Raw genomic sequence first — 23,499 nt, 5'->3', positions numbered from 1 at the left:
GCCCTGCGTATACTTGCAGCACTGCAAGGATCGGCCTGTGGTGGGAGCGAGGAGGGGCCACGGTGACGTTCACCGTCACGTACGGCCGGCGGGACGGCGGCCCGGCCTGCCTCCGGCTCGCGGGTGAGCTCGACCTGGCCACGGCGCCGGAGCTCAACGCCGCCATCGACCGGCTGGCCGCCGAGGGGCACCGTGAGCTGTTGCTGGACCTCGCCGAGCTGACCTTCTGCGACTCCACCGGCATCGCCGCGTTCGTCCGCGGCGACAACCTCGTCACCGCCGCGGGCGGTTGGTTGCGGATCACCGGGGCGACCGGGCGGGTGGCCCGGGTGCTCCAGGTGACCGGGCTGGCCGAGGTGTTGAACCACGAGGCGGGTGTGGCCGACCCGGCCACGCCGGCCGCCTCCTGATCGGATAGATTCCCCGCCAGCCGCCGACCTCGCCGTCGGCGTCCGCCTCCCGAGACGAAGCAGGTAGTCCCATGGGTCATGGCACCCCGAGCCCCGTTCGCATCCTGGTGGTGGACGACGACCCCGGTGACGTCCTGATGATCGAGGAAGCCCTCGAGGACTCGGACGTCGAGAAGGTCATCGACGTGGTCAACGACGGCCAGGAGGCGATGGAGTTCCTCCGCCGCGAGGGCCGGCACACCGAGGCCCGGCGCCCCGACGTCATCCTGCTCGACCTGAACATGCCGCGCATGGACGGGCGTCAGGTGCTCGGTGAGGTCAAGCGGGATGAGAACCTGCGCACCATCCCGATCGTCGTGCTCACCACCTCCAACGCCGACACCGACATCCTCGGCAGCTACACCCTCCAGGCCAACGCGTACGTGACGAAGCCCATCGACCTCGACGACTTCAACGACGTGGTGCGCCGCATCGACGAGTTCTTCGGCCGCGTGGTCGTGCTCCCCAAGCACCCCTGAGCCCTTCGTCCGGGCGTCCGGATGCTGAACATTTTGCGGGAACCGCCGCGGCCGTGGCCGCCGGCCGCCCAGGATCAGGTGGGGACGTGACACCAGCTGCCTGGGGGGCGACACAGATGAGGTTCTCCGTGGTCGAGACCGGTTACGACCAGCGGCAGGTGGACTCCTGCCTGGACGAGCTGGGAATCCGGTTGGTCCGGCTCGCCGCCCGCGCGGAGAGCGCCGCCGGCGCCGGCCGCGAGTGGGACCAGGTCCGCGAGGACGCCACCCACCTCTGCGACTTCCTGCGCCGCCGGACCGCCGTCGTGGACGGCGAGGAGGCCGCCGGGACGGCCGCCGAGCGGGCGGCCGCCACACTGCTGGCCGAGGCCCGCAGCGAGCTGGAGGCGGCCCGGGAGGAGGCCCGCCAGGTACGCGAGCAGGCGTACGCCGAGGCGGTCCGGGCGCGCCGGGACTTCGAGGCGGCGCTGCTGGCCCGCCGCCGGCGGGAGGCCCGCGTCGACGAGATCCTGGCCGGGGCGCGCGGCGACACGGTGCCCCCGGACACGCCGACCGCTGCGGCGGGCGTGCCGACGGGCGGCGCCGCCGAGCGCAGCGCCGCCTGAGCGCCCCTCAGACCAGCGCCGCCACGACCGTGGTGGCCCGCTTCTCGTGCTGCGCGTACGCGTCGGGGAAGGCGGAGACCTGCACCGCCTGGGCCGCCGCCGTGAGGCTCAGCTCGGTCCAGCCGGGCACCTCCTTGAGCGCGCTGAAGAAGGCGCGGGCCGCGTACGCCGGGCGCATGATCTCGGCGACCGTGCCCCAGCCGCTGCTGGGCCGCTGCTGGAACAGGCCGATCGAGTCGTGGTCGGAGCCGCTGCCCTGGTGCGGGTAGTCGAACGACTCGGGGAGCACGTCGCTGGCCAGGTTGTAGAGGTTGCTCTCCTGCATGGCGGTGGCCACGGCCACCACGAGCGCCCGGCGGGGCATCTTCATGGCCTGGCCGGCGTCGACAATCGCCTTGGCGTTGTCCATCTGCCGCTGGTCCAGCCCGGCGACGGGCCGGGGGTGCGCGGGCCGCACCGGCTTCTTCGGCGCCTTCTTCCTCGTGGGCGTGGGGCTCGGTGTGGCGGCCGGGATCGGGGTGACCGGCACGGCGACCGGCGGGGCGGCGCGCTCGAAGTCCCGGGAGGCCCGCTGCTCGGCGGCCGCGGCCGCCCGGTCGGCGAGCGCGCCGCGGACCGGCTCGTGCGGCTGCCCGGTCTCCCGCGCGCCGACGACGCCGATGAGGCCGAGGCAGCACGTCACGCCGGTGGCGACGGCGACCCGGGCGGGGGTGGAGCGGGCCGGTCGGCGGCGGGCCGGCTCCGGGGCCCGGTGCCGCCCGATCCTCCGTTCGGCCGATGCCGGGTCGATCGTACGGTGAACGGGTCGCGTCTCGGTCGGCTGCTGCGTTTCGGGGTGGTCGGGATGCACCCGCCGAGGCTAGAAAGCTTCTCGGCGCTTGCCATCGGGGTAGTTGGTGGCATGCGCCACAATTTGCCATGATCCGCCCGCACATTACGCTCGGTACACCACGAATTCGATCATTCGTGCCTGTCGTATTTTCCGTTCATGTCGGAAATCCACGGACATAAGACGCGGATGATCCTCTTCGCGGCGGTCCGGCCCGCCCTCCTCCGTTCGGGCGAGGGATACGCCCGTCACCTGGAGGTACACGCCTCGGCCGGGAGGCCCAGGCGGCCGGCGACCCCGGGTGTCCGGATTGCCGCCACCGGAGGTCCCGCCGCTCGATACGATGCGGACGGTGACGGAGCAGATGGTCGATGAGCGGGCCGCCGGCGAACCCGCCGGCCGCCAGGGCCGGCAGGGCCTCGTGGTCGGCCTGTGCGCTGTCCTGCTCGCCCTGCTCATCGTCGGCCACCGGGCGGTACCCAACGTCCACGGGTTCGGCAGCCTGGTGGACAGCGCGACCCCGCTGCTCGGGCTCGGCGTCCCCGTCCTCGCCCTCGCGGCGCTGCTGCGCCGGTCCCGCCGGGCCCTGCTCGTGGTCCTGCTGCCGGCGCTCGTCTGGGCGGCGCTCTACGGCGGCGCCTGGCTGCCGCAGGCCGCCGGCGCGGGCACCCCCTCGCTGCGGGTGGCCAGCCAGAACCTGCGCTCCGGCAACCCCGACCCGGCCGCCACGGTCCACGCCCTCGCCGACGCCGCCCCGGACCTCATCGGGCTACAGGAGGTCGACGACGGCGAACGGGTCGCCGCAGCTCTGGGCAGGCGCTACCCGCACCGGGCCGCGGTCTCCACGGTCGCGCTGTGGAGCCGCTGGCCGATCCGCGAGGCGCACGGCGTGGACACCGGCCTCGGCTGGGACCGCGCGCTGCGGGCCGTGGTCGGCACCCCGGAAGGCGACCTGGCGGTCTACGTGGTCCACCTCGGCTCGGCCCGGGCCGGGCACACCGCCACCCGGGACGAGACCCTCGCCGCCCTCGCCGCGACCGTCCGGGCCGACGACGCACCGCGGCTGGTGGTGCTCGGCGACTTGAACACCGCCACCACCGACCGCGTCTTCGGGCCCCTCACCCGCCTGCTCGGCGACGCCCAGGCCGAGGCCGGGCAGGGCTTCGGCTTCACCTGGCCGGCGGAGCTGCCGGTGACCCGCCCCGATCACGTCCTCTACCGGGGGCTCACCCCCACCGCGGCCGGGGTGCTGCACACCCCGGACAGCGACCACCGCGCGGTGACCGCCGGTTTCCGCTGGTGAGCGGTCAGTGCCGGCCGTTCTCCGCCGGGGTGACGGTCAGCCGGTGCCGGCTGTTGTCGCCGCTGGAGAACGGCCAGAGCCGGTCGGCGTGCGCGACCAGGTCGGCCAACTGCTCCCGGGTGAGACCGGCCGAGGAGATCTCGGCGTGCACGTCGGCGCGGTAGCGGCCGTCGTCGTCGCGGCCCAGCTTCGCCTCCGCGGTCACCTCGACGGTGTGCGCCTCGTCGGTGATCTCACCGGCTGCCTCCACCGCCGCGTGGTGCAGGCAGGAGGCGAACGCGGCGGCCAGGAGCTGCTCGGGCGTCAGGCCGGTGCAGTGCGGCGCCAGCGGGGACGCCAGGGCGGAGGAGAGACCGCCGTCGTCGGTGCGTACGTGACCGCCCGCGGCGGTCGCCGTGGCCGTCTCGGCCAGCCAGGAACTCGGATCCGGCATCGCGTTCCTCCCGTCACTCACCCGCCCGGCTACCCGGCCCCCGGCCGGCGAAACCGCGCCTGAGCAGGCAGGCGTCAGCGAGCCCGGCCGGTCGGCTGCGCGTCGACGGCGATCGCCTCGGTCGCCTCGGCCGCCGCCTGGTCGGTCCATGCCGACACCGCGGCGCTGCGCTGGCGGGGCGCCGGCGCGACCATCGGCACGTAGACCCGGGCGTCCACCACCTCGGCGAGCAGCAGCGCGGCCATCAGGCTGCTCGGCCGGGCCGCCGGGTCCTCGGCGAGACAGCCGCGGCACAGGTCGGCCGCCTCGGCCGGCAGCCCGTCGATGTCGGGCAGCGGCTCCGGCCGCCGGAGCCGGCCCGAGCCGAGCAGTTGGGTGGTGCTGTCGGCCGCGTACGGGAGCCGGCCGGTCAGGCAGTAGTAGAGGAGCACGCCGAGGGCGTACATGTCCGCGGCCGGGGTGGCGGGCTGCCGGTCGAGCTGCTCCGGCGCCAGGTACGCGGGCGTGCCGACCACGATCCCGTCCGGGGTGTGGTCCGGTGCGCCGGCCGGGCTGGCGATCCCGAAATCGAGCACCTTCACCCCGGCCGGGGTGAGGATCACGTTCGCCGGCTTCACGTCCCGGTGCACGATGCCGTGCGTGTGCGCGGCGGCCAGCGCGGCGCTCACCTCGGCGCAGACCCGCACCGCGATCCGCCAGTCGAGCCGGCCTCGGCGCAGGTGGGCGGCGAGGGTCTCGCCCTCGGCCAGCTCCATCACGATGTAGGGCACCGCCCGGCCGTCCGGCAGAGCGGCGGTGCCGAAGTCGTGCACGCTCGCCACGTTCGGGTGCACGAGCCGGGCCGCCGAGCGGGCCTCCCGCCGGATCCGGTCCACCGAGGTGGCCTCCCCGTCCAGCCCCGGCGAGATCAGCTTCACCGCGACGGTCCGGTCGAGCACGAGGTCGTGCGCCCGCCACACCTCGGACATCCCGCCGATGCCGACCCGCCGTTCGAGCTCGTACCGCCCGCCCAGCGTCCTCATCGACCACTCCTCGCCTCGTCCGGTTCCCTCCGTTTCGCTACCCGGGCCCGGAGCAGGGCAAACCGCCGGGGATTCCCGCCACCGGGCGGGCCCGGCGCGGGTAGCTTCGCGGGCAGGGGTCTGTATCGACGGTGAGACGGAGGGTGACCGGTGGCTCTGGTGCGCGTGCGGTTCGTCGGCGGACCCGCCGACGACCTGGTCCGGGACCTGCCCGCCGATCCGGACGGGGCGCCACCGCCACGGTGGATCCTGCGCCACCCCGACCGGCCGCCCGGTGGCGAGGCCGACCACCTCTACGAGCGCGACCACCACCACGGCGGCGGCGACTGGACGATGCGGTACGTGCGCACCGACCCGTTCGGCGCCACCGAGTGAACCCGGTCAGGCCGCCTGCGCGCCGGTGGTGTGGAGGATGACCGAGGCGACCAGCTCCGGGTCGTCGTGCATCGGCACGTGCCCGCAGCCGGCCAGGTCCAGGTGCCGGGCCGCCGGCAGCCGGGTCCGCGCCAGCGCGGCCTGCCGGTGGGGCAGGATCCGGTCCCGGGTGCCCCAGGCGACCGTCACCGGCACGGTCGGCGCGCCGGCGAACGCGTAGCCCCGGCCCGCCCGGGCCACCGCGCGGAAGGCCCGCGCCTCGCGCAGCGCCCGGGCGTCGGCGAGGGCCTCGGCCAGCGCCATCCGGTTCGGCCGGGCCAGGATCATGCCCAGCGCGAGCGTGCGCAGCGCCGGGTTGGCGAACAGCGACCGCAGCACCGGCTCCGGCAGCCGGGCCGCGTTGCGGTGCAGGCTGAGCACGGTGAGCGCCCAGCGCAGCTCGCGTGGGGTGCAGAAGCCGGCGGGGGAGAGGGCCGTGGCGGAGGAGACCGCCCCGGTGGCGGCGAGCTCCAGGGCGATGGCGCCGCCGAGACTGTTGCCCGCCACGTGCGGGCGGTCCAGCCCGAGCGCGGCGAACAGCTCGACGATCCCGGCCACCAGGCCGGGCATGTCCGCGGGCAGGCCGGCGGCGGGCACCGGCGAGCGGCCGAAGCCGGGCAGGTCGACGGCGATCACGTCGTGCGCCTCGGCGAGCCGGTCCAGCACCGGCGACCAGGCCGCCCAGTGGTGACCGATGCCGTGCAGCAGCACGAGCGGCGCGCCGGCACCACGCCGCTCGAACACGAGTTCCACCGGGTTCATGGCCGTGTCTCCGTCGCTCGCGACTGCGGGGCTCGCGGAACCGGCTCGCTCATCCCGCTCGCCGTCACCTCCGGGGTGCTCGCCCCGAAGCCCCGACCCAGCGCCCGGGTCTGCTCCTCGATGAGCGGGACCATCTCCGTCGCGGTCCGCCCGACCAGCCGGTCGGCGAGGGGGCTGACGAGCAGCGAGCGGACCGCCTGCACGCCGGCGACGGCGCGCGGCACGTACACCCGGCGGCTGCGGCGCTCGATCGCCCGCACGAAAGCCGCCGCGCACTCCTGCACGGTGGTGGTCCGCCGCATCGGCCAGGGCAGCTTCGCCAGTGCCGTCTCGAACGCCGGCAGGTCGGCCCGCGCCTCGCGGACCAGGTCGGTGTCCACCCAGGACGGGTGCGCCGTGCCCACGGCCACCCCACGGTGCGCCAGCTCCAGCCGGATGGCCGTGCCGAAGTGCTCGACGCCGGCCTTCGAGGCGCAGTAGGCGGCCATCCCGGGCAGCGCCGCGAACGCGGCGGCGGAGGAGACGATCAGCAGATAGCCGCGGCGGGCGGTGAGCGCCGGGACGGTCGCCGCCGCGGTGCGCAGCACCCCGATCAGGTTCACCTCGACGGTGCGGACCAGCGCCTCGACGTCGCCGACGGCGATGGTGCCCCGGTTGGCGACGCCGGCGTTCGCCACCACGGCGTCGATGCCGCCCAGCTGCGTGACCGCGCCGTCGACCGCGGCGGCCAGCTCGGCCTGGTCGGTGACGTCGGCGGGAAACCACACGTGGCCGGGACCCAGCTCGGTGGCGAGCGCGGCGAGGCGGTCGGGCTCCAGGCCGACCAGGGCCAGCCGCGCGCCCCGGGCGGCGGCGAGCCGGGCGGTGTGCTCGCCGATGCCCCGGGCCGCCCCGGTCACCAGCACGACCTTACCGGCGAGCCGGCCGGCCGGACGACCGTCGATGGACATGCCGGCAAGTTACCACCGGGTAGCGTGCGGGGGAAGGGTCGCCGGCGCGCTCCTGCCAGCCTCGGACGCCCTGCCCGGCCAGCCGTTCCGGTCCGCGCGGACCACGACGCGGGGCCCGCACAGCTGGTACACAGGATCGGGACAGGCCCGGTACAGCGGGTGCGCCCACGATGGGAGCATGGTCATGAACGGGCAGGCCGCGCAGGGCCGGATCGAGCTGCGCCGACCGGACGGCGAACCGGTGCGGGTGCTGGTGGTGGACGACGAGCCCACGCTCACCGACCTGCTCTCGATGGCGCTGCGCTACGAGGGCTGGCAGGTGACCACCGCCGGCAACGGGATGGCGGCCATCAGCGCGGCCCGGCAGTTCAGGCCCGACGCCGTGGTGCTCGACGTCGTGCTCCCGGACCTGGACGGCTTCCAGGTGCTGCGCCGGCTGCGCGAGCAGGCGCCCACCGTGCCGGTGCTCTTCCTGACCGCGCGGGACGCGGTCGAGGAGCGGATCGCCGGGCTCACCGTCGGCGGCGACGACTACGTCACCAAGCCGTTCAGCCTCGAAGAGGTGATCGCCCGGCTGCGCGCTCTGCTGCGCCGCTCCGGCTTCGCGGTGGCGGCCCGCGAGGAGGCCGTGCTCACCGTCGGCGACCTCAGCCTCGACGAGGACAGCCACGAGGTCCGCCGCGGCGACGACCTCATCACCCTCACCGCCACCGAGTTCGAGCTGCTGCGCTACCTCATGCGCAACCCGCGCCGGGTGCTGAGCAAGGCGCAGATCCTCGACCGGGTCTGGAACTACGACTTCGGTGGCCAGGCCAACGTGGTCGAGCTGTACATCTCGTACCTGCGCAAGAAGATCGACGCGGGCCGCGAGCCCATGATCCACACCTTGCGTGGGGCGGGCTATGTCCTCAAGCCCGCGGAGTGACCGGGGCGGGCGGGTGCGTCGGCGGCTGTCCGGCTGGTCGCTGCGCCGGCGCCTGGTGCTCTCGGTGGTGGCGCTGCTGGCCCTGGTCAGCATCGGCATCGGCGGTCTGACCACGATCGCCCTGCGGCACTTCCTCATCGGCCGCGTCGACGACCAGATCACCGCCGGTGACCGCCGGCGCGAGAACGTGCCCGACATCTTCCGGGACCAGCCGACGCCCGGGCGTCCCGGCAACGCCGGGGAGTGCGAGTCGCTGCAACCACCGCCCAGCTTCCCGGTGGACTCGGTCGCCGTGATCGTCGACGACGGCCACGTCGAATGTGCCAAGATCCGGACCGGCCCCCGGGTGGTGGAATCGTTGCCGGCGGAGCAGGCGGCGGGGGTTGCCGGGCAACCGACCGACGGGCGACCCCGCACCGTGGACATCGGGGCTCAGGGCGACTACCGGGCCGTCGCTCATCAGATGCCCGACGGAAGCGTCCTCGTGTTCGCCGTTCCGCTCGCCAGCGTGAACGACACGGTCATGTGGGTGCTGGTCGCCCAGGCCGGGCTGGTCACCGCCGGGCTGATCGTCGCCGGCGGGCTCGGCGCGCTGATCGTCCAAGCCGCGCTGCGCCCGCTGAACCGGGTCGCCGCCACGGCCACCCGGGTCACCGAGTTGCCGCTGGACCGGGGCGAGGTCGCCCTGTCGGTGCGGGTGCCGGAGGCGGACACCGACCCGCGTACCGAGGTGGGGCAGGTGGGCGGCGCCCTCAACCGGATGCTCGGCCACGTCGCCGCCGCGCTCGCCGCCCGGCAGGCCAGCGAGATGCGGGTACGCCAGTTCGTCGCCGACGCCAGCCACGAGCTGCGCACCCCCCTGGCCGCCATCCGCGGTTACGCCGAGGTGGCCCGCCGCGGTCGGGACGAGGTGCCGCCGGACGTGGCGCACGCCCTGCGCCGGGTGGAGTCGGAGAGCACGCGGATGACCAGCCTCGTCGACGACCTGCTGCTGCTCGCCCGCCTCGACTCCGGCCGCCCGCTGGCGGCCGAGCCGGTCGACCTCACCGCCATGGTGGTCAACGCGGTCAGCGACGCGCACGTGGCCGGCCCCGAGCACCGCTGGCAGCTCGACCTGCCCGACGAGCCGGTCAGCGTCACCGGCGACGCCCACCGACTGCACCAGGTGCTGGCCAACCTGCTCGCCAACGCCCGCGTGCACACCCCGCCCGGCACCACGGTGACCACCCGGCTCGCGCCGGTGGCCGGCGGCGTCGAGCTGAGCGTCACCGACGACGGCCCCGGCGTCCCCGCCGAGCTGCAACCGGAGGTCTTCGAGCGGTTCGCCCGCGGCGACAGCTCCCGCTCCCGCGCGCACGGCAGCACCGGCCTCGGCCTGGCCATCGTGGCCGCCGTCGTGGAGGCCCACCACGGCGCGGTCGCGGTGGCGAGCCGTCCCGGCCGGACCGTCTTCACAGTGCGGCTGCCGGAATCCACAGCCGACGCATAGGCCGCGCACGGGGGCGGGCCAGCGGGCCGCCGGACGCTGGCCGGCATGGACAGAACAGAGAGCCTGCTGACCGCGCCCACGGCCGGGTCGCCCGCGACCGACCCGGTGCCCGCGCCCGCCCCGGAACCGGCCCGGATCCCGGCGCAACCGCCGGCCGAGCCGGCCGAGCCGGCCCGTCGCGACCCGCGCTGGACGCGCCCGGCCCTGCTCGGCCTGCTGCTGGCCACCGCGCTGCTCTACCTCTGGGGCCTGGGCGCCTCGGGGTGGGGCAACGCCTTCTACTCGGCGGCCGTGCAGGCCGGCTCGCAGAGTTGGCAGGCGTTCTTCTACGGCTCCTCGGACGCGGCCAACTCGATCACCGTCGACAAGACTCCCGCCTCGCTCTGGCTGATGGCCCTCTCGGTCCGCCTCTTCGGGCTGAGCAGCTGGTCGATCCTGGTGCCGCAGGCGCTGCTCGGCGTCGCTTCCGTCGGCGTCCTGCACGCCGCCGTGCGCCGCTGGTACGGGCCGGTCGCCGGCCTGCTGGCCGGTGCGGTGCTCGCGGTCACCCCGGTGGCCACGCTGATGTTCCGGTTCAACAACCCCGACGCCCTGCTGGTGTTCCTGCTGGTGGCCGCCGCATACGCCACGGTGCGCGCGGTCGAGACCGCGAGCACCCGGTGGATCACGCTGACCGGCGCGCTGGTCGGCCTCGGCTTCCTCACCAAGATGCTCCAGGCGTTCCTGGTGATCCCGGTCTTCGCGGGGGTCTACCTGCTGGCCGCGCCGACCGGCTTCTGGCGGCGGATCCGCCAGCTGCTGCTCGCCGGGCTGGCCGTGGTGGTCGCGGCCGGCTGGTGGGTGGCGGTCGTTGAGCTGGTGCCGGCGAGCGCCCGCCCGTACATCGGCGGCTCGCAGCACAACAGCATCCTGGAGCTGACCCTCGGCTACAACGGCCTCGGCCGGATCACCGGCGACGAGGAGGGCAGCGTCGGCGGCGCCGGCCGGATGGGCGGCGGGGGCCCGTTCTCCGGACAGTCCGGCCCGCTGCGGATGTTCGGCACCGAGGTCGGCGGTCAGGTCTCCTGGCTGCTGCCGGCCGCGCTGATCCTGCTGGTCCCCGGGCTGTGGCTGGCCGGGAGGGCGGCGCGTACCGACCGGACCCGGGCCGGGCTGCTCCTCTGGGGCGGCTGGCTGCTCCTCACCGGGCTGATCTTCAGCTTCATGTCCGGGATCTTCCACGGGTACTACACCGTTGCCCTGGCCCCGGCGGTCGGCGCGCTGGTCGGCATCGGAGCGACCCTGCTCTGGCGGGCCCGGACCACCCCGGCGGTCCCCGCCCCGCCGGACACCGCTCCGCCGGGCGCCGGCACAACGGCCGCTCCGGGGGCGGGTGGGCCGTTCGCTCCGGGCCGGCGGCGCGGGTTCGCCGCGACCCTGACTCTGGCCTTTGCCCTGGCCCTCACCGCCTGGTGGTCCTGGCACCTGCTCGGCCGCAGCGCCGACTGGTACCCGTGGCTGCGTACCGCCGTGCTGGTGGTCGGCCTGGCCGCCGCCGCGCTGCTCGTCCTCGTCGACCGGCTGCCCCGCCGCGCGGCGCCGGTGCTGCTGGCCCTGGGCGCGGCGGCCGCGCTCGCCGGCCCGGTGGCGTACTCGCTCCAGACGGCGGCCACCGCGCACACCGGCTCGATCCCCAGCGCCGGCCCGGCCGTGCAGGGCGGCTTCGGCCCCGGCGGCCGCGGCGGCTTCCCGGGCGGCGGCCGCCTGCCGGGCGGCATGGCTGCCCCCGGCGGCCAGTTCCCCGGCCTCCCGGGCGGCCAGAACGGCGGCACGGAGCAGAACGGCGCCACCGGCCAGTTCCCCGGCCTCCCGGGCGGCCAGAACGGCGGCACCGCCCCGGGCGCCATGGGGCAGGTTCCCGGCGGCGACGGCCGGTCGCCGCGCGGCGGCGGCATGGGCGGGCTGCTCGATGCCCGCGAGCCGAGCGCCGCGCTGAAGGCGCTGCTGGAGGCCGACGCGGACGACTACACCTGGGTCGCCGCGACGGTCGGCTCGAACAACGCCTCCGGCTACCAGCTCGCTACCCGCGAGCCGGTGCTGCCGATCGGCGGTTTCAACGGCAGCGACCCGTCGCCGACCCTCGCCCAGTTCCAGCGGTACGTCGCCGACGGACGGATCCACTACTTCGTCGGCGGCGGCGGCTTCCGGGCCAACGGCGGCAGCGACGCCTCCGCCGAGATCGCCGCGTGGGTGGCCGGGAACTTCACGGCGCGGACCGTCGACGGCGTGACCGTGTACGACCTGAGCAGCGGACGGCAGGGCTGAGCGATGACCGACACACGGGAACCCCGGGCCGCCGTGCGGGCCCGGCCCACGGAGCCCACGGCGGTGCTGGACGTCGTGGTGCCCGTCCACAACGAGGAGGCCGACCTGGGCCCCTGCGTCCGGCGGCTGCACGCGCACCTCAGCGCGCAGTTCCCGTACCCGTTCCGGATCACGGTGGCCGACAACGCGAGCGTGGACGGCACGCTCGCGGTGGCCGAGGCGCTCGCCGCCGAGCTGCCCGAGGTGGGGGTGCTGCACCTCGACGACAAGGGGCGGGGCCGGGCGCTGCGGGCCGCCTGGTCGGCCTCCCCGGCGCCGGTGCTGGCATACCTGGACGTGGACCTCTCCACCGACCTGGCGGCGCTGCTGCCGCTGGTCGCCCCCCTCCTCTCCGGTCACTCGGACCTGGCCATCGGCACCCGGCTGGCGCGGACCAGCCGGGTGGTCCGGGGCGCCAAGCGGGAGGTGATCTCGCGCGGCTACAACCTGCTGCTGCGCGGCACCCTGGCGGTGCGCTTCTCGGACGCGCAGTGCGGGTTCAAGGCGATCCGCGCCGACGTGGCGGTCGGCCTGCTGCCGCTGGTGCAGGACACCGGCTGGTTCTTCGACACCGAGCTGCTGGTGCTGGCCCAGCGTGCCGGCCTGCGGATCCACGAGGTGCCGGTGGACTGGGTGGACGACCCGGACAGCCGGGTCGACATCGTGGCCACCGCCCTGGCCGACCTGCGCGGCATCTGGCGGCTGGGCCGGGGCCTGGTCACCGGGGCGCTGCCGCTGGCCGACCTGCGCGCGCAGCTCGGCCGGGCGCCGCTGCGCACACCGCCGGCTCAGGTGCCGGTCGGGCTGCCCCGGCAGCTCGCTCGGTTCGCCGTGGTCGGGGTGGCCAGCACGCTCGCGTACCTCGCGCTGTTCGTGCTGGCCCGCGGCCCGCTCGGGGCGCAGCCGGCGAACCTGCTGGCGCTGCTGGTCACCGCGGTGGCCAACACGGCCGCCAACCGGCGGCTGACCTTCGGCGTCACCGGCCGCCGGCACGCCGGCCGGCACCACCTGCAGGGCCTGCTCGCCTTCGCCCTCGGCTTGGCCCTGACCAGCGGTTCCCTGGCGGTCCTGCACGTCACCGCCGGCACCCCGCCTCGCGCCCTGGAGCTGTCGGTCCTGGTCGGGGCCAACCTCGCGGCGACCGTCCTCCGCTTCACCCTGCTCCGCCTCGCCCTGCACCACCGTCCCTGACCCCGCGATCGTGGCGAGTCACCGTCCACCACCAACGGAAACTCGCCACGATCCGGAGCGGGGAACCGCACGCCGGCGTGGCAGGGTGGGGGGATGTACCGGGAGGGGCCGGCGCCCGGGATCCCCGGGGCTGTGCGGTGGGCGAGCGTCTCGCGGGGCGACGGGCCCGTGCGGGTGCTGCCGGACGGGTGCCTGGACCTGCTCTGGTCCAGCCGGTCCGGTCTGCTCGTCGCGGGGCCGGACCGCACCGCGCACCTGTCGGTGAGCATCCCGGGGGAGCGGTGGGTCGGGCTGCGCCTGCCGCCGGGCACCGGGCCCGCCGTGTTCGGGGTGCCCGCCGACGAGCTGCGGGACCAGCGGGTGCCCCTCGCCGACCTGTGGGGACGCGCCGCCGCCGACCTGGCCGACCGCGTCGAGGCAGCCGACGCCCCACCCTTCGGCGCCGGTCGTGCCTGGCACCGAACTCCCGGACGCCCACCGGCCGCCGCGTCCGCCGGTGGCAGCCCACCCGCTCCGGCACTCGCCGGATGGTCGGGACCCTCCGTCGCCGCCGTGCTGGAGGACGTCGCGCGGGGCCGGTTGCGGGCCGCCGGTGGTCCGGACCCGCTCGGGGCGCGGGTCGCCGCCCGACTGGCGGCCGGCGCCACCGTCGCCGCGACCGCCGCCGAGGTCGGCCTCGGCGCGCGGGCCCTGCACCGGCGCAGCCGGCTCCTCTTCGGGTACGGCCCGAAGACCCTCGCCCGCATCCTGCGGATGCGCCGGGCCCTCGACCTGGCCGGCGGCGGGACCCCGCTGGCCGAGGTCGCCGCCCTGGCCGGGTACGCGGATCAGGCCCACCTCACCCGCGAGGTGACGGAACTGGCCGGCGTCCCACCGACCCGGCTGCTGCCGCCCGCCGGCGCCTGACGCCCGCCTGTTGCGGCGGAGGCGCTCAGTCGGACTTGAGCGGGGCGAACAGGTCGACGCCGTTGCCGTCCGGGTCGTGCAGGACCGCGTACCGCTGGCCCCAGAAGGCGTCCCACGGCGCCAGGTGGCCGTGGTGGCCGGCGGCGGTCAGCTCGGCGTACCAGCGGTCCACCTCGGCCGGGTCGGCGCAGCGGAAGGCCAGGCTGGCGCGGGGGCTGCCGGTCGCCGGGGTGTGGCCGGGGTCGAAGCTGCGGATCGTCTCGACGGTGTCCCAGGCCAGCCGGACGCCGTTGTCGAGGGTCACCTCCACGTGCGGCTCGCGTTCGGCGCCGGGCGGGACCGGCAGCCCGAGCCGGCGGTAGAAGTCCAGGGTGCGTCCCATGTCGGTGACGACCATCCCGATGAGATCGAACTGCGGTGTCATGCGGCCACGGTAGAGGCCGGCGGGCCCGCCCGTCTTGAACGGATCGGACGGGGGACGAGTCACCGGTGTGCCCCGCACGGCCGAGGACGAAGGCGTACGGTCTGGGACAAGTCCGGCTTAGAGCAGTAAAGCTCACATATCTGACCCGGACTCCGATGACCGGCGAGGGAAAGGAAAGAGCCGTGACGCACCTGGCCTACCTGGACGCGGGATCCGGCAGCCTCATCGTGCAGGCGGTGGTCGGCGGGGTGGCCGGCGTGGCGGTCGCCGCCAAGCTCTACTGGAGACGGCTGGTGACGCGGTTCCGCCGGCAGCCCACCGACCAGGGCTGACCGGCGTGGCGCTCTCCGACATCGGCCTGCGCGCCGAACCCGGCTCCTTCCGCGACCCCGGCAACCGGGTCTTCCACCGAGCCGGCGAGGTCCTGCGCGGGCTGGACGAGCGGTCCGCGCGCGACTGGCGCGCCCTGGCCGCCAGCGACTTCTTCCGCGACCTGCTCGCCAACCGCCAGGTCTGCGCCACGGAGGAGCTGTTCCCCACCCCGGTGGACGTGCCCTGGGCCGCGGTGCTGCGCCACGAGCGGATCCCGTTCGTCTCGCACCCCTACGAGTGGTCGTACGGGATGCTCCGCGACGCCGCCCTGCTGCACCTGGAGGTGCTGCGCGCCGCGCTGGCCGCCGGCTTCACCACGAAGGACGGCTCCGCCTACAACGTGCAGTGGCGCGGCGCCCGGCCCGTCTTCATCGACGTCGGCTCGTTCGAGGCGGCCCGCGACGGCGAGCCCTGGGCCGGCTACCGGCAGTTCTGCCAGACGCTGCTCTACCCGCTGCTGGTCCAGGCCCACCTCGGGCTGGACTTCCAGCCCTTCCTGCGGGCCCGGATCGACGGCATCGAGCCGGACCAGATGCGCCGCCTCTTCGGTGGGGCCCGGCGCTGGCGGCCCGGGGTGCTCACGCACGTGCACCTGCACGGCGCGATGCAGGACCGCAACGCCGAGGCCAGCACCAGCGCGGTGCGCGCCCAGCTCCGGTCCGCCGGCTACTCGCGCGAGCTGGCCCTGGCCACCGTGCGCGGGCTGACGAAGCTGGTCCGAAAGGTGGACCACCGGCCGGGGGAGACGCACTGGTCGGACTACCAGCGCACGTGCGCGTACTCGGTGCCGGACCGGCAGGCCAAGGAGCAGTTCGTCGACCGGGCGGTGGCCGCCACCGGGCCGGGCCGGGTGCTCGACCTGGGCGCCAACGACGGCCGCTACGCCCGGATCGCCGCCCGGCACGCCGACCATGTGGTCGCCGTCGAGCAGGATCCGGCGGTGGTGGACGCCCTCTACCGCGCGCTGCGCGACGAGGGGGAGGGGCGGATCCTGCCGCTGGTGATGGACCTGGCCGACCCGTCGCCCGGCGGTGGCTGGCGGGGCGTCGAACGGGCCGCCTTCGCCGACCGGGCCCGCGCCGACGTGGTGCTCGCCCTGGCCGTGGTGCACCACCTGGCGATCGGCCGTAACGTGCCGTTGCCGGAGGTGCTGGACCAGCTCGTCGCGCTGACCGTGACCGGCGGCAGCCTGGTGGTCGAGTTCGTGCACCCGGACGACCCGATGGCCCGCCGCCTGCTGGCCAACAAGCCGGACGGGCTGTTCCCGGACTACCGCCGGGAGGTGTTCGAGTCGCTGCTCGCGGCGCGCGGGCGGCTCGTCGGCCGCACCGAGCTGCCGTCGGGCACCCGCACCCTCTACCAGGTGGTGGTGGGTGGCTGAGGACACGCTCGCCCCGCCGCTCGCCCCGGCGGCCCCGCCCCGGCCCCGCCGCCGGGGCGGCTGGCGCGGCGAGGCGGGCCGGCTGCTGGAGGTGGCGGCGCTGGTCGGGCTGGTGGTCACCCAGCCGCTGCTGGACGTGCTCGGCCGCAGCCCGGACTTCTTCCTGTTCCACCGCGCCTCCCGGGCCGACGTGCTGCTCCTGGTGGCTCTGATCGCGATCGCGCCGACCGTGCCGTTCGCCCTGCTCGGCGCGGTCGGCCTGGTCGCCGGTCGACCCGCCCGGGCGGCCCTGCACACGCTGGTCGTGGGGCTGCTGCTGGCCGCGCTCGCGGTCCAGGTCGGCCGGCACGTCACGCCGCTGCGGGGCGTACCCCTGCTGGTGGTGGCGGTCGCGGCCGGCGCCGGCGCGGCGGCCGCTCACCGGCGGTGGCGGGCCATCGCCCGGGTGCTGCGGGTGGCCGCGGTCGGGCCGCTGGTCTTCGTGGGCCTGTTCGTCTTCGCCTCCCCGGCCTCGGCGGTGGTGCTGCCCCGCGGGCACGGCGGGGCCGCCGGGGTGGCCGGCGCGGGCGCCCACCCGCCGGTGGTCATGATCGTCCTGGACGAGCTGCCGCTGGTCTCCCTGCTGGGGCCGGACAAGAGGATCGACGCCGCCCGGTACCCGCACTTCGCCGAGCTGGCCGCCGGCTCGACCTGGTACCGCAACGCCACCGGCGTCAGCGGCTGGACCCCCTACGCGCTGCCGGCCATGCTCCGCGGGCGCTACCCGGCCGAGCCGATCGCCCCGCACTACTCGCGCTACCCGGACAACCTCTTCACGGCCCTCGGCGGCCTGTACGACATCAAGGCCGAGGAGAGCATCACCCGGCTGTGCCCGCCCAGCCGCTGCGAGCAGCCCGCCAGCCCGGAGCAGGGGCTCGGGGTGCTGGTCCGGGAGAGCGGGAAGCTGCTGCGCCAGGTCACCGCTCCGGTCGACAGCCGGATCGACCCGGAGGAGTCCTACCGGGAGCAGACCCGCTCCGAGGCGGGGCTGGACGCGGCCGAGCCGGTGCCGAACGACCCGAAGTTCCGCTGGGACACCCTCGACGACAACCAGCCGGCCCGGTTCACCACCTTCCTGGCCGGGCTGCGCCCCGCCGACCGGCCGACGCTGCACTTCCTGCACCTGCTGATGCCGCACTCGCCCTGGGTCTACCTGCCGTCCGGGGCGCACTACGCGGCCCCCGAGGACCTGCCCAGCGACGGGACCGGATGGGTCGACCTGGCCCGGTCCCGGCACCTCGCCCAGCTCGGCTACACCGACCGGCTGATCGGCGAGACGCTGCGCACCCTGCGCGCCACCGGCCTCTACGACAAGGCGCTCGTGGTGGTCACCGCCGACCACGGGGTGAGCTTCCGCAAGGACTGGCAGGGCCGGGGGCTGGACGCCATCACCCACGCGCCCGACCAGGTCGCCTGGGTGCCGATGTTCCTGAAGCAACCCGGCCAGCGGACCGGCCGGATCGACGACCGGAACTGGCAGCACGTGGACCTGCTGCCGACGATCGCCGACGAGACCCACATGCGAATCCCCTGGCAGATGGAGGGCCGGCCGGCGAGCCAGGCCCCGCGCGACACCTCCGACAAGCGCTTCTACGACACACCCGGCCAGCCGCTGACGTTCCCCGGTGGGGTCCCGTCCCCGCCCGCCGCACCCGCCCCCGACCCGCTGGTGGGCACCACGGTCGGGGAGAAACCACCCGGGGGTACGGCGACCGTGGGCAACCTCGCCGCGTTCCGCGACGTCGACCCGGCGCGCGGCGAGCTGCCGGCGCTGGTCTGGGGGACCGTGCCCGCCTCGGTGCCGGACGGGACGCGGCTCGCCGTGGCGGTGAACGGCACAGTGGGCGCGGTCGTCCCGGTGGTTCCGCCGGACCACGCCGGCCGGCGGTTCGCCGCCCTTCTCCCCGACGACCGGCTCTTCGCCGCCGGGGCCAACCGCCTCGACCTCTACCGGGTGGGCGCCGACGGGGCGCTGAGCCGGCTCACCCTCTCGTGATCATCCGCCGGATCGCCGGGTAGCCTTCCCAGCTCGGGGTGGTCGCGCTTCCACCGGGTTTCCGAGTCGGCAAGTCGGGAATCGGGTGACGCATACCTCACCACCGAACCATGACGAGCGGTGTCCTCCCCACCGTGATTACGGTAAAAGCGAAGGCAACTCAACGAAGATCTTGCCGGCGAAGCGAGGAACAGATGACGGAAGTCAAGCTCGACCACCCCGGTGGGCAGCTGTCGATGCCGGTGCAGCCCGCGGTCGAGGGGCCCGCCGGAATCGGGGTGGGCAAGCTGCTGAAGGAAACCGGGATGACGACGTACGACCCCGGTTTCGTGAACACGGCGTCCTGCTCGTCCGCGATCACCTACATCGACGGTGACGCGGGCATCCTGCGGTACCGCGGCTACCCGATCGAGCAGCTGGCCGAGAAGTCCTCCTTCCTGGAGGTCTCGTACCTGCTGATCTACGGCGAGCTGCCGAGCCAGACGCAGCTCACCGAGTTCAGCGAGCGGATCCGCCGGCACTCGCTGCTGCACGAGGAGATGCGCCGCTTCTTCGACGGCTTCCCCCGCGACGCGCACCCGATGGCCGTGCTCTCCTCGGCCGTGAGCGCGATCTCGACCTTCTACCAGGACAGCCTGGACCCGTTCGACTCCGACCACGTGGAGATGTCCACGGTGCGGCTGATGGCGAAGGTCCCCACCATCGCCTCGTACGCGTACAAGAAGTCGATCGGCCAGCCGCTGCTCTACCCGGACAACTCGCTGGGCTACGTCGAGAACTTCCTGCGGATGACCTTCGGCGTGCCGGCCGAGCCGTACGAGGTCGACCCCGTGATGGCCCGCGTGCTGGACATGCTCTTCATCCTGCACGCCGACCACGAGCAGAACTGCTCCACCTCGACCGTCCGGCTGGTCGGCTCCAGCAACGCCAACCTGTTCGCCTCGGTCTCGGCCGGCGTGAACGCGCTGTTCGGCCCGCTGCACGGCGGCGCCAACCAGGCCGTGCTGGAGATGCTCCAGAAGATCCAGGCCGACGGCGGCGACGTCCGCACCTTCGTGCAGAAGGTCAAGGACAAGCAGGACGGCGTGAAGCTCATGGGCTTCGGCCACCGGGTCTACAAGAACTACGACCCGCGCGCCGCGATCGTGAAGAAGGCCGCCCAGGACGTGCTCGGCCGGATGGCCAAGCCGGACCCGCTGCTGGACCTCGCGATGCAGCTGGAGGAGATCGCCCTCGCCGACGACTTCTTCGTCTCGCGCCGGCTCTACCCGAACGTGGACTTCTACACCGGCCTGATCTACAAGGCCATGGGCTTCCCGACGAAGATGTTCACGGTGCTGTTCGCCCTGGGCCGGCTCCCCGGCTGGATCGCCCAGTGGCGCGAGATGATCAACGACCCGGAGACCAAGATCGGCCGCCCGCGGCAGATCTACACCGGCTACGCCGAGCGGGACTACGTTCCCGCCACGGAGCGCTGAGCCCGGTCCTGACGGCGAAGGCCGCCGACCCCGTACGGGGTCGGCGGCCTTCGTGTCGGTACGCCGGCGGTGCGTCAGCCCACCAGGGAACGCAGCGGGATCCGCGCGTCCCGGAGGGCGCCCACCAGGTCACGCAGGAACGGGTGCTCGTCGGCCTGCAGGCCGGCCGGGTTCGGGATCACCAGGTAGGCCGATCCACCCGCCTCGGAGACCCGGGCCGTGTCGGTGTACCGGGCGACGACCGCTTCGGCACGAGCGCGGTCACCGGCCGCCACCTCGACGGTGATCGGGCGCCACCCGCCGCCCAGGTCCTCCGCCACCGGCTGGGCCGCCGCGCCCGCCCGGGCGGGGTCGACACCGGCCGTGGGCCGCGCCGTGCCGCGGTCCGCCGCCGCACCCGACGGGTAGAGCAGGGCGTTGGCCACCAGGTGCAATCCGTTCTCGTTGTACGCCCGGAAGAGCGGGTTGAACGCGAACAGCACGGCCCGACCGGCGCCGGTGGGCTCGTCCACCAGGGCGACCGTGCCCTTCAACACGTCGCTGCGCATCGTGTAGCCGTTGGCCCAGAAGGTGTCGTCGGACGGGTAGGTGAGGACGTTGGTGCCGGTGCTGCTCGGGTTGAGGATCGAGTCGCTGTTGTTGAACTCGAAGTCCTCCGCCGGGCGGCCCAGCGCGACCGGGCTGCTGCCGTCGACGTCGACCCGCAGGTGCGAACCGATCATCCGGTAGTCCGCCGGCTTCGTCTTCTCGGTGGTGGAGGTGAGTCCGGCGGCCCGGGCCATCCGGGTGCCCTCGTTGCGCAGGCCGAGGTAGGTGTGGCCCTGGGCGATCCAGTTCCGCAGGTTGGCCTGCCCGGCGGCGGTGAGCCCACCGGTCGGGCTGCTGCCGTCCGGCACGAGCAGCACGGTGCGCTCGGTGAACGCCGGGGTGTTGTCGTTGATGTCGGCGGTGGTCACCGGCGTGAGGTCGAGCCCCCACCGCTTGCCGAGCACGTACCGGGCCTCGCCGTGCGAGCCGGAGGTGGTGGAGATGCCGGTGCCCTCGAACAGCCCGACATCCGGCAGGTCCACCGGGCTCCCGCCGGCCGCCGCGCGGCGCGGGCTCAGGGTCACCCCGAGCGACCGGGCCAGCCGGTCGATCTCCTTCGTCAGGCTCTTCGCGGGGAAGCCCACCACGCTGGTGTCGAGGTCACGGACGAGCGGCACGCCCCGGCCGAGCAGCCGGAAGGTGAGTTCGGCCGCCGCCGCCGAGTCCAGCGGGTACGCGTACGACCCCTTCGCCCCGGCCGCCGCGGCCGTGCCGCCGGTGATCTGCCGGACCGGTCGGGCGTGCGGCCGGACGTCGTCGCCGGTGTAGATGGTGTCCACGCCCATGAGCAGCGGGTTGCTCCAGGACGACACGTCGTAGAAGTAGGGGAACGGGACGTACGGGTCCTCGCCCATGATCGCCTGGATCCAGTGCTTCTGCGGCTGGTCCATCGGGATCCAGTACGCGCCGACCGGCACCGTGACGTCGGTCGCGGTGCGCCCGCCGAAGACCCGCGCCGTGGGCACCTTCGTCGGCCTGGTCACCTCGTAGACCTCGACGTCCATCCGGCGCAGCCGCTCGACCAGCTGGCGCACGTCGGCGAGCTGCCGGTCGGGGAGCAGGAAGTACGAGCGGATCCTGATGTCCGGCACCGGGAACTGGACGGTGTTGGTCGGCTGGACCACCTCGTTCGGCTCCAGCGTCCCGGTCCGGCCCTCGGCGAGCGCGTCCGTCCAGATCTTGTAGTAGCTGGTCAGCACCTCGTGCTTGTTCGCGGCGGCCCACCCGAGGGTGGACCACTGGGTGTGGAACTGCTGCTGGACCCGGTCGGCCACCGCCGACGCGCTGCCCTTCTCGAAGGTCATGCCGGCGGCGCCGAAGCCGGCGGCCGGGACGGTGTCGCCGTAACCCATGAAGAACAGGTCGTACGTCGCGTAGTTGAAGTAGCACTCGGTGGTGACGGCGCCGCCGCAGGCGCCGTTGAAGCCGAAGCCGGCCTTGTTGGCCTCGCCGATCCGGTTGATCCAGTCGACGTTCTCGCTGGAGATCTCGTGGTGGATCGGGTCGGCGTTGGGCGGGAAGAAGTACTGCCGGCCACCCATCTCGTGGGCGTCGACGAAGACCTGCGGCGGGTACTGCCGCAGCAGTTCGATCTTGCCGTCGGTCTCCTGCTGGGTACGGGCGAACCAGTCCCGGTTCAGGTCGAAGCCGTACTCGTTCTGCCGGCGGCTGGCGTCGCGGCCGTCCGGGTTCTGGGTCGGCACGATGACGGTCACCAGGTTGTCGTTGCGCTCCGCGACCGCGCAGGACAGCCCGGATGCTAGCTCGTACAGGGTCTTGAGCGCGGCGTCCGTGCCGCTCTTCTCCCCGCCGTGCACGTTCCCGGCCACCCAGACGATCGCCGGGCGGTCGGTGGCGGTCCTGGCGGCCTTCTTCGCCCTCGTGCGGCGGGGGTCCCGCAGATCGCGGATGTCGTCGGCGATCTGTTTCAACGCGCCGGGCCGGACGTGCCGCTCGTGGGAGACGATGGCGTAGGGCAGCGGCTGGCCGAGCACGCTCGTCGCCATGACGCCGGTGACCACGCGGTCGGAGGCGGCGTCGACGGCCTTCAGGTAGCTGCGGGCCTCGTCGTTGGTGACGACCCGCTCCTGGCCCGTGCCGAGCGGGAAGCCCAGCGCGGACTCGGGGCTGGGCACGGTGGACAGCCGGGCGGCGGGGTCGTCGCTGCAGCCGGGGGGCGTGGGGGCGGCGCCGGCTGGCGCGCCTCCGAGCAACGGCGTCAGGCCGGCGAGCAGGAGCAGCGCGGCGACGCCGGCCGTTCTTCTCGTGGGGACCGCCCTGTGCGGGCGCTTCGACAGGCGCATCGGATGCCTCGTTTCACTCGGGGGGAGATCGAGCGAGCTGGATCGAACGTATGAGCTGCGGTTTCCTGGAGCAAGAGTCAGTGGGCGCGGTGTCCGCCCTCGCCGCCGGTGGTGGGCAGGCTGCCGAGCACGTGGTTGATGATGTGGATCCGCGCGTCGGCGGCCCGGTAGTCGGCGCACACGGTGTCGGTCTGGCCCGCCAGGCGGGCCGTCCCCGCGCTCCCGGTGACCGTCACCGTGGTGCCGGCGAGCGTGGTGACCGTGCCGGCGGCCACCAGGTCGGCCAGCGACAGCGACCCGGCGACGAGGTGTTCGCGGAGCAGGCCGCGGAGCTTGTCCCGGTCGGCCAGCAACAGGTGGTCCAGATCGTCCTCGGAGAACTTGGCGGCGAAGGCGTCGTCGGTCGGGGCCAGGATGGTCACCCCCGGGCCGCCGTGCAGGTCGGCGGACATGCCGGACGCCCGCACCGCCTCCTCGAAGGTGGTGAGGACGGGCAGCCACTGCAGGGCCGCCTCGGCCGGCTGACCGGCCAGCGCCGCCGGGTTGCCCGGGTCGCTGCCGGAGGGCAGCAGGTCGCACAGCGGGCCGCTCACGAGGGGCACCGCCCTCGGTGCGGCGCCGCCGGCGGCAGCCGGCGAAGCGGCGCCGGGGCCGGAGCAGCCCGTGCCGGTGAGCACCAGGGCCAGCGCGCCCGCGGCGAGCGCGGCGGCCCGCCGCCGGCGGGCCGGCCACCGGAGCCGGGGGAGAGATCGGGATCGCGGGGGGATGACGGGCGGTTCCACGGCATTCTCCGGTCGGGTCGGGTCGTACCGGCAGGT

The 23,499-nt window shown here is 74.5% G+C and carries 22 protein-coding genes; 14 read left to right on the top strand and 8 right to left on the bottom strand.

The window, feature by feature from the left end; all coding sequences use genetic code 11:
* Window positions 1–62: 62 nt before the first annotated feature.
* The 3 genes from ABZS80_RS20375 to ABZS80_RS20365 all read left to right on the top strand — a co-directional run bounded on the left by ABZS80_RS20375 (window position 63) and on the right by ABZS80_RS20365 (window position 1,533).
* On the top strand, window positions 63–410 hold the full coding sequence (locus ABZS80_RS20375; RefSeq protein WP_355057932.1) for an STAS domain-containing protein: 348 nt from the start codon (window positions 63–65) through the stop codon (window positions 408–410).
* 71 nt (window positions 411–481) lie between these two features.
* On the top strand, window positions 482–928 hold the full coding sequence (locus ABZS80_RS20370; protein ID WP_355057930.1) for a response regulator: 447 nt from the start codon (window positions 482–484) through the stop codon (window positions 926–928).
* 116 nt (window positions 929–1,044) lie between these two features.
* Window positions 1,045–1,533, top strand: a complete 489-nt coding sequence (locus ABZS80_RS20365) for an ATPase (RefSeq protein ID WP_151464845.1) — start codon at window positions 1,045–1,047, stop codon at window positions 1,531–1,533.
* A 7-nt stretch (window positions 1,534–1,540) separates the two neighbouring features.
* On the opposite strand, the gene ABZS80_RS20360 is transcribed toward ABZS80_RS20365, so the two are convergent.
* Window positions 1,541–2,383, bottom strand: coding sequence for a hypothetical protein (locus ABZS80_RS20360; protein ID WP_355057928.1), 843 nt, complete (start codon window positions 2,381–2,383; stop codon window positions 1,541–1,543).
* A 331-nt stretch (window positions 2,384–2,714) separates the two neighbouring features.
* Between ABZS80_RS20360 and ABZS80_RS20355 the strand changes: the two genes are divergently transcribed.
* Window positions 2,715–3,665, top strand: a complete 951-nt coding sequence (locus ABZS80_RS20355; protein ID WP_355057926.1) for an endonuclease/exonuclease/phosphatase family protein — start codon at window positions 2,715–2,717, stop codon at window positions 3,663–3,665.
* Window positions 3,666–3,669: 4 nt separating this feature from the next.
* Here ABZS80_RS20355 and ABZS80_RS20350 read toward each other — a convergent pair whose 3' ends face one another.
* Entirely contained in the window at window positions 3,670–4,098 is a 429-nt protein-coding gene (locus ABZS80_RS20350) for an OsmC family protein (RefSeq protein ID WP_151464846.1), read from the bottom strand.
* Between the two features lie 74 nt (window positions 4,099–4,172).
* Window positions 4,173–5,120, bottom strand: coding sequence for a serine/threonine-protein kinase (locus ABZS80_RS20345; protein WP_355057924.1), 948 nt, complete (start codon window positions 5,118–5,120; stop codon window positions 4,173–4,175).
* Window positions 5,121–5,270: 150 nt separating this feature from the next.
* Between ABZS80_RS20345 and ABZS80_RS20340 the strand changes: the two genes are divergently transcribed.
* The gene (locus ABZS80_RS20340; protein WP_355057922.1) at window positions 5,271–5,495 is read left to right on the top strand and encodes a hypothetical protein; all 225 of its coding nucleotides are present in this window, start codon (window positions 5,271–5,273) and stop codon (window positions 5,493–5,495) included.
* 6 nt (window positions 5,496–5,501) lie between these two features.
* Here the strand turns inward: ABZS80_RS20340 and ABZS80_RS20335 are convergent, their stop codons facing one another.
* A complete protein-coding gene (locus ABZS80_RS20335; protein ID WP_355057920.1) occupies window positions 5,502–6,296 on the bottom strand; it encodes an alpha/beta fold hydrolase in 795 nt (264 codons plus the stop codon).
* The gene (locus ABZS80_RS20330) at window positions 6,293–7,246 is read right to left on the bottom strand and encodes an SDR family oxidoreductase (RefSeq protein WP_355057918.1); all 954 of its coding nucleotides are present in this window, start codon (window positions 7,244–7,246) and stop codon (window positions 6,293–6,295) included. The genes ABZS80_RS20335 and ABZS80_RS20330 overlap by 4 nt, the downstream gene beginning before the upstream one ends.
* 184 nt (window positions 7,247–7,430) lie before the next feature.
* On the opposite strand from ABZS80_RS20330, the gene ABZS80_RS20325 reads away from it, so the two are divergent.
* The 5 genes from ABZS80_RS20325 (at window position 7,431) to ABZS80_RS20305 (ending at window position 14,100) form a co-directional block, all read left to right on the top strand.
* A complete protein-coding gene (locus ABZS80_RS20325) occupies window positions 7,431–8,171 on the top strand; it encodes a response regulator transcription factor (RefSeq protein WP_355058004.1) in 741 nt (246 codons plus the stop codon).
* Window positions 8,149–9,660, top strand: coding sequence for an ATP-binding protein (locus ABZS80_RS20320; RefSeq protein WP_355057916.1), 1,512 nt, complete (start codon window positions 8,149–8,151; stop codon window positions 9,658–9,660). Before ABZS80_RS20325 ends, ABZS80_RS20320 begins: the two co-directional genes overlap by 23 nt.
* A gap of 45 nt (window positions 9,661–9,705) precedes the next feature.
* Complete coding sequence (locus ABZS80_RS20315; RefSeq protein ID WP_355057914.1) at window positions 9,706–11,964, top strand: glycosyltransferase family 39 protein; 2,259 nt, start codon at window positions 9,706–9,708, stop codon at window positions 11,962–11,964.
* Between the two features lie 3 nt (window positions 11,965–11,967).
* Entirely contained in the window at window positions 11,968–13,194 is a 1,227-nt protein-coding gene (locus tag ABZS80_RS20310) for a glycosyltransferase (protein WP_355057912.1), read from the top strand.
* A 93-nt stretch (window positions 13,195–13,287) separates the two neighbouring features.
* The gene (locus tag ABZS80_RS20305; RefSeq protein WP_355057910.1) at window positions 13,288–14,100 is read left to right on the top strand and encodes a helix-turn-helix domain-containing protein; all 813 of its coding nucleotides are present in this window, start codon (window positions 13,288–13,290) and stop codon (window positions 14,098–14,100) included.
* Between the two features lie 25 nt (window positions 14,101–14,125).
* On the opposite strand, the gene ABZS80_RS20300 is transcribed toward ABZS80_RS20305, so the two are convergent.
* Complete coding sequence (locus tag ABZS80_RS20300) at window positions 14,126–14,524, bottom strand: VOC family protein (RefSeq protein WP_355057908.1); 399 nt, start codon at window positions 14,522–14,524, stop codon at window positions 14,126–14,128.
* A 182-nt stretch (window positions 14,525–14,706) separates the two neighbouring features.
* On the opposite strand from ABZS80_RS20300, the gene ABZS80_RS20295 reads away from it, so the two are divergent.
* The 4 genes from ABZS80_RS20295 to ABZS80_RS20280 all read left to right on the top strand — a co-directional run bounded on the left by ABZS80_RS20295 (window position 14,707) and on the right by ABZS80_RS20280 (window position 19,790).
* Window positions 14,707–14,856: a hypothetical protein gene (locus ABZS80_RS20295; RefSeq protein WP_343441732.1), complete on the top strand. Its 150-nt coding sequence runs from the start codon at window positions 14,707–14,709 to the stop codon at window positions 14,854–14,856.
* 5 nt (window positions 14,857–14,861) lie between these two features.
* Complete coding sequence (locus ABZS80_RS20290; protein ID WP_355057906.1) at window positions 14,862–16,277, top strand: class I SAM-dependent methyltransferase; 1,416 nt, start codon at window positions 14,862–14,864, stop codon at window positions 16,275–16,277.
* Window positions 16,270–18,312: a sulfatase-like hydrolase/transferase gene (locus ABZS80_RS20285; protein WP_355057903.1), complete on the top strand. Its 2,043-nt coding sequence runs from the start codon at window positions 16,270–16,272 to the stop codon at window positions 18,310–18,312. Before ABZS80_RS20290 ends, ABZS80_RS20285 begins: the two co-directional genes overlap by 8 nt.
* Before the next feature lie 194 nt (window positions 18,313–18,506).
* Window positions 18,507–19,790, top strand: coding sequence for a citrate synthase (locus ABZS80_RS20280; RefSeq protein ID WP_355057902.1), 1,284 nt, complete (start codon window positions 18,507–18,509; stop codon window positions 19,788–19,790).
* Window positions 19,791–19,864: 74 nt separating this feature from the next.
* Here ABZS80_RS20280 and ABZS80_RS20275 read toward each other — a convergent pair whose 3' ends face one another.
* Window positions 19,865–22,681: a M14 family zinc carboxypeptidase gene (locus tag ABZS80_RS20275; RefSeq protein ID WP_355057900.1), complete on the bottom strand. Its 2,817-nt coding sequence runs from the start codon at window positions 22,679–22,681 to the stop codon at window positions 19,865–19,867.
* Window positions 22,682–22,758: 77 nt separating this feature from the next.
* Window positions 22,759–23,463, bottom strand: coding sequence for a fasciclin domain-containing protein (locus ABZS80_RS20270; protein WP_355057898.1), 705 nt, complete (start codon window positions 23,461–23,463; stop codon window positions 22,759–22,761).
* Between the last annotated feature and the right edge of the window lie 36 nt (window positions 23,464–23,499).

The organism is Micromonospora sp. NPDC005305 (assembly GCF_040607315.1).
Classification (GTDB): Bacteria; Actinomycetota; Actinomycetes; order Mycobacteriales; family Micromonosporaceae; genus Micromonospora.
The sequence above is the reverse complement of the archived record's forward strand: the minus strand, read 5'-3'. Positions and strand labels throughout refer to the sequence as shown.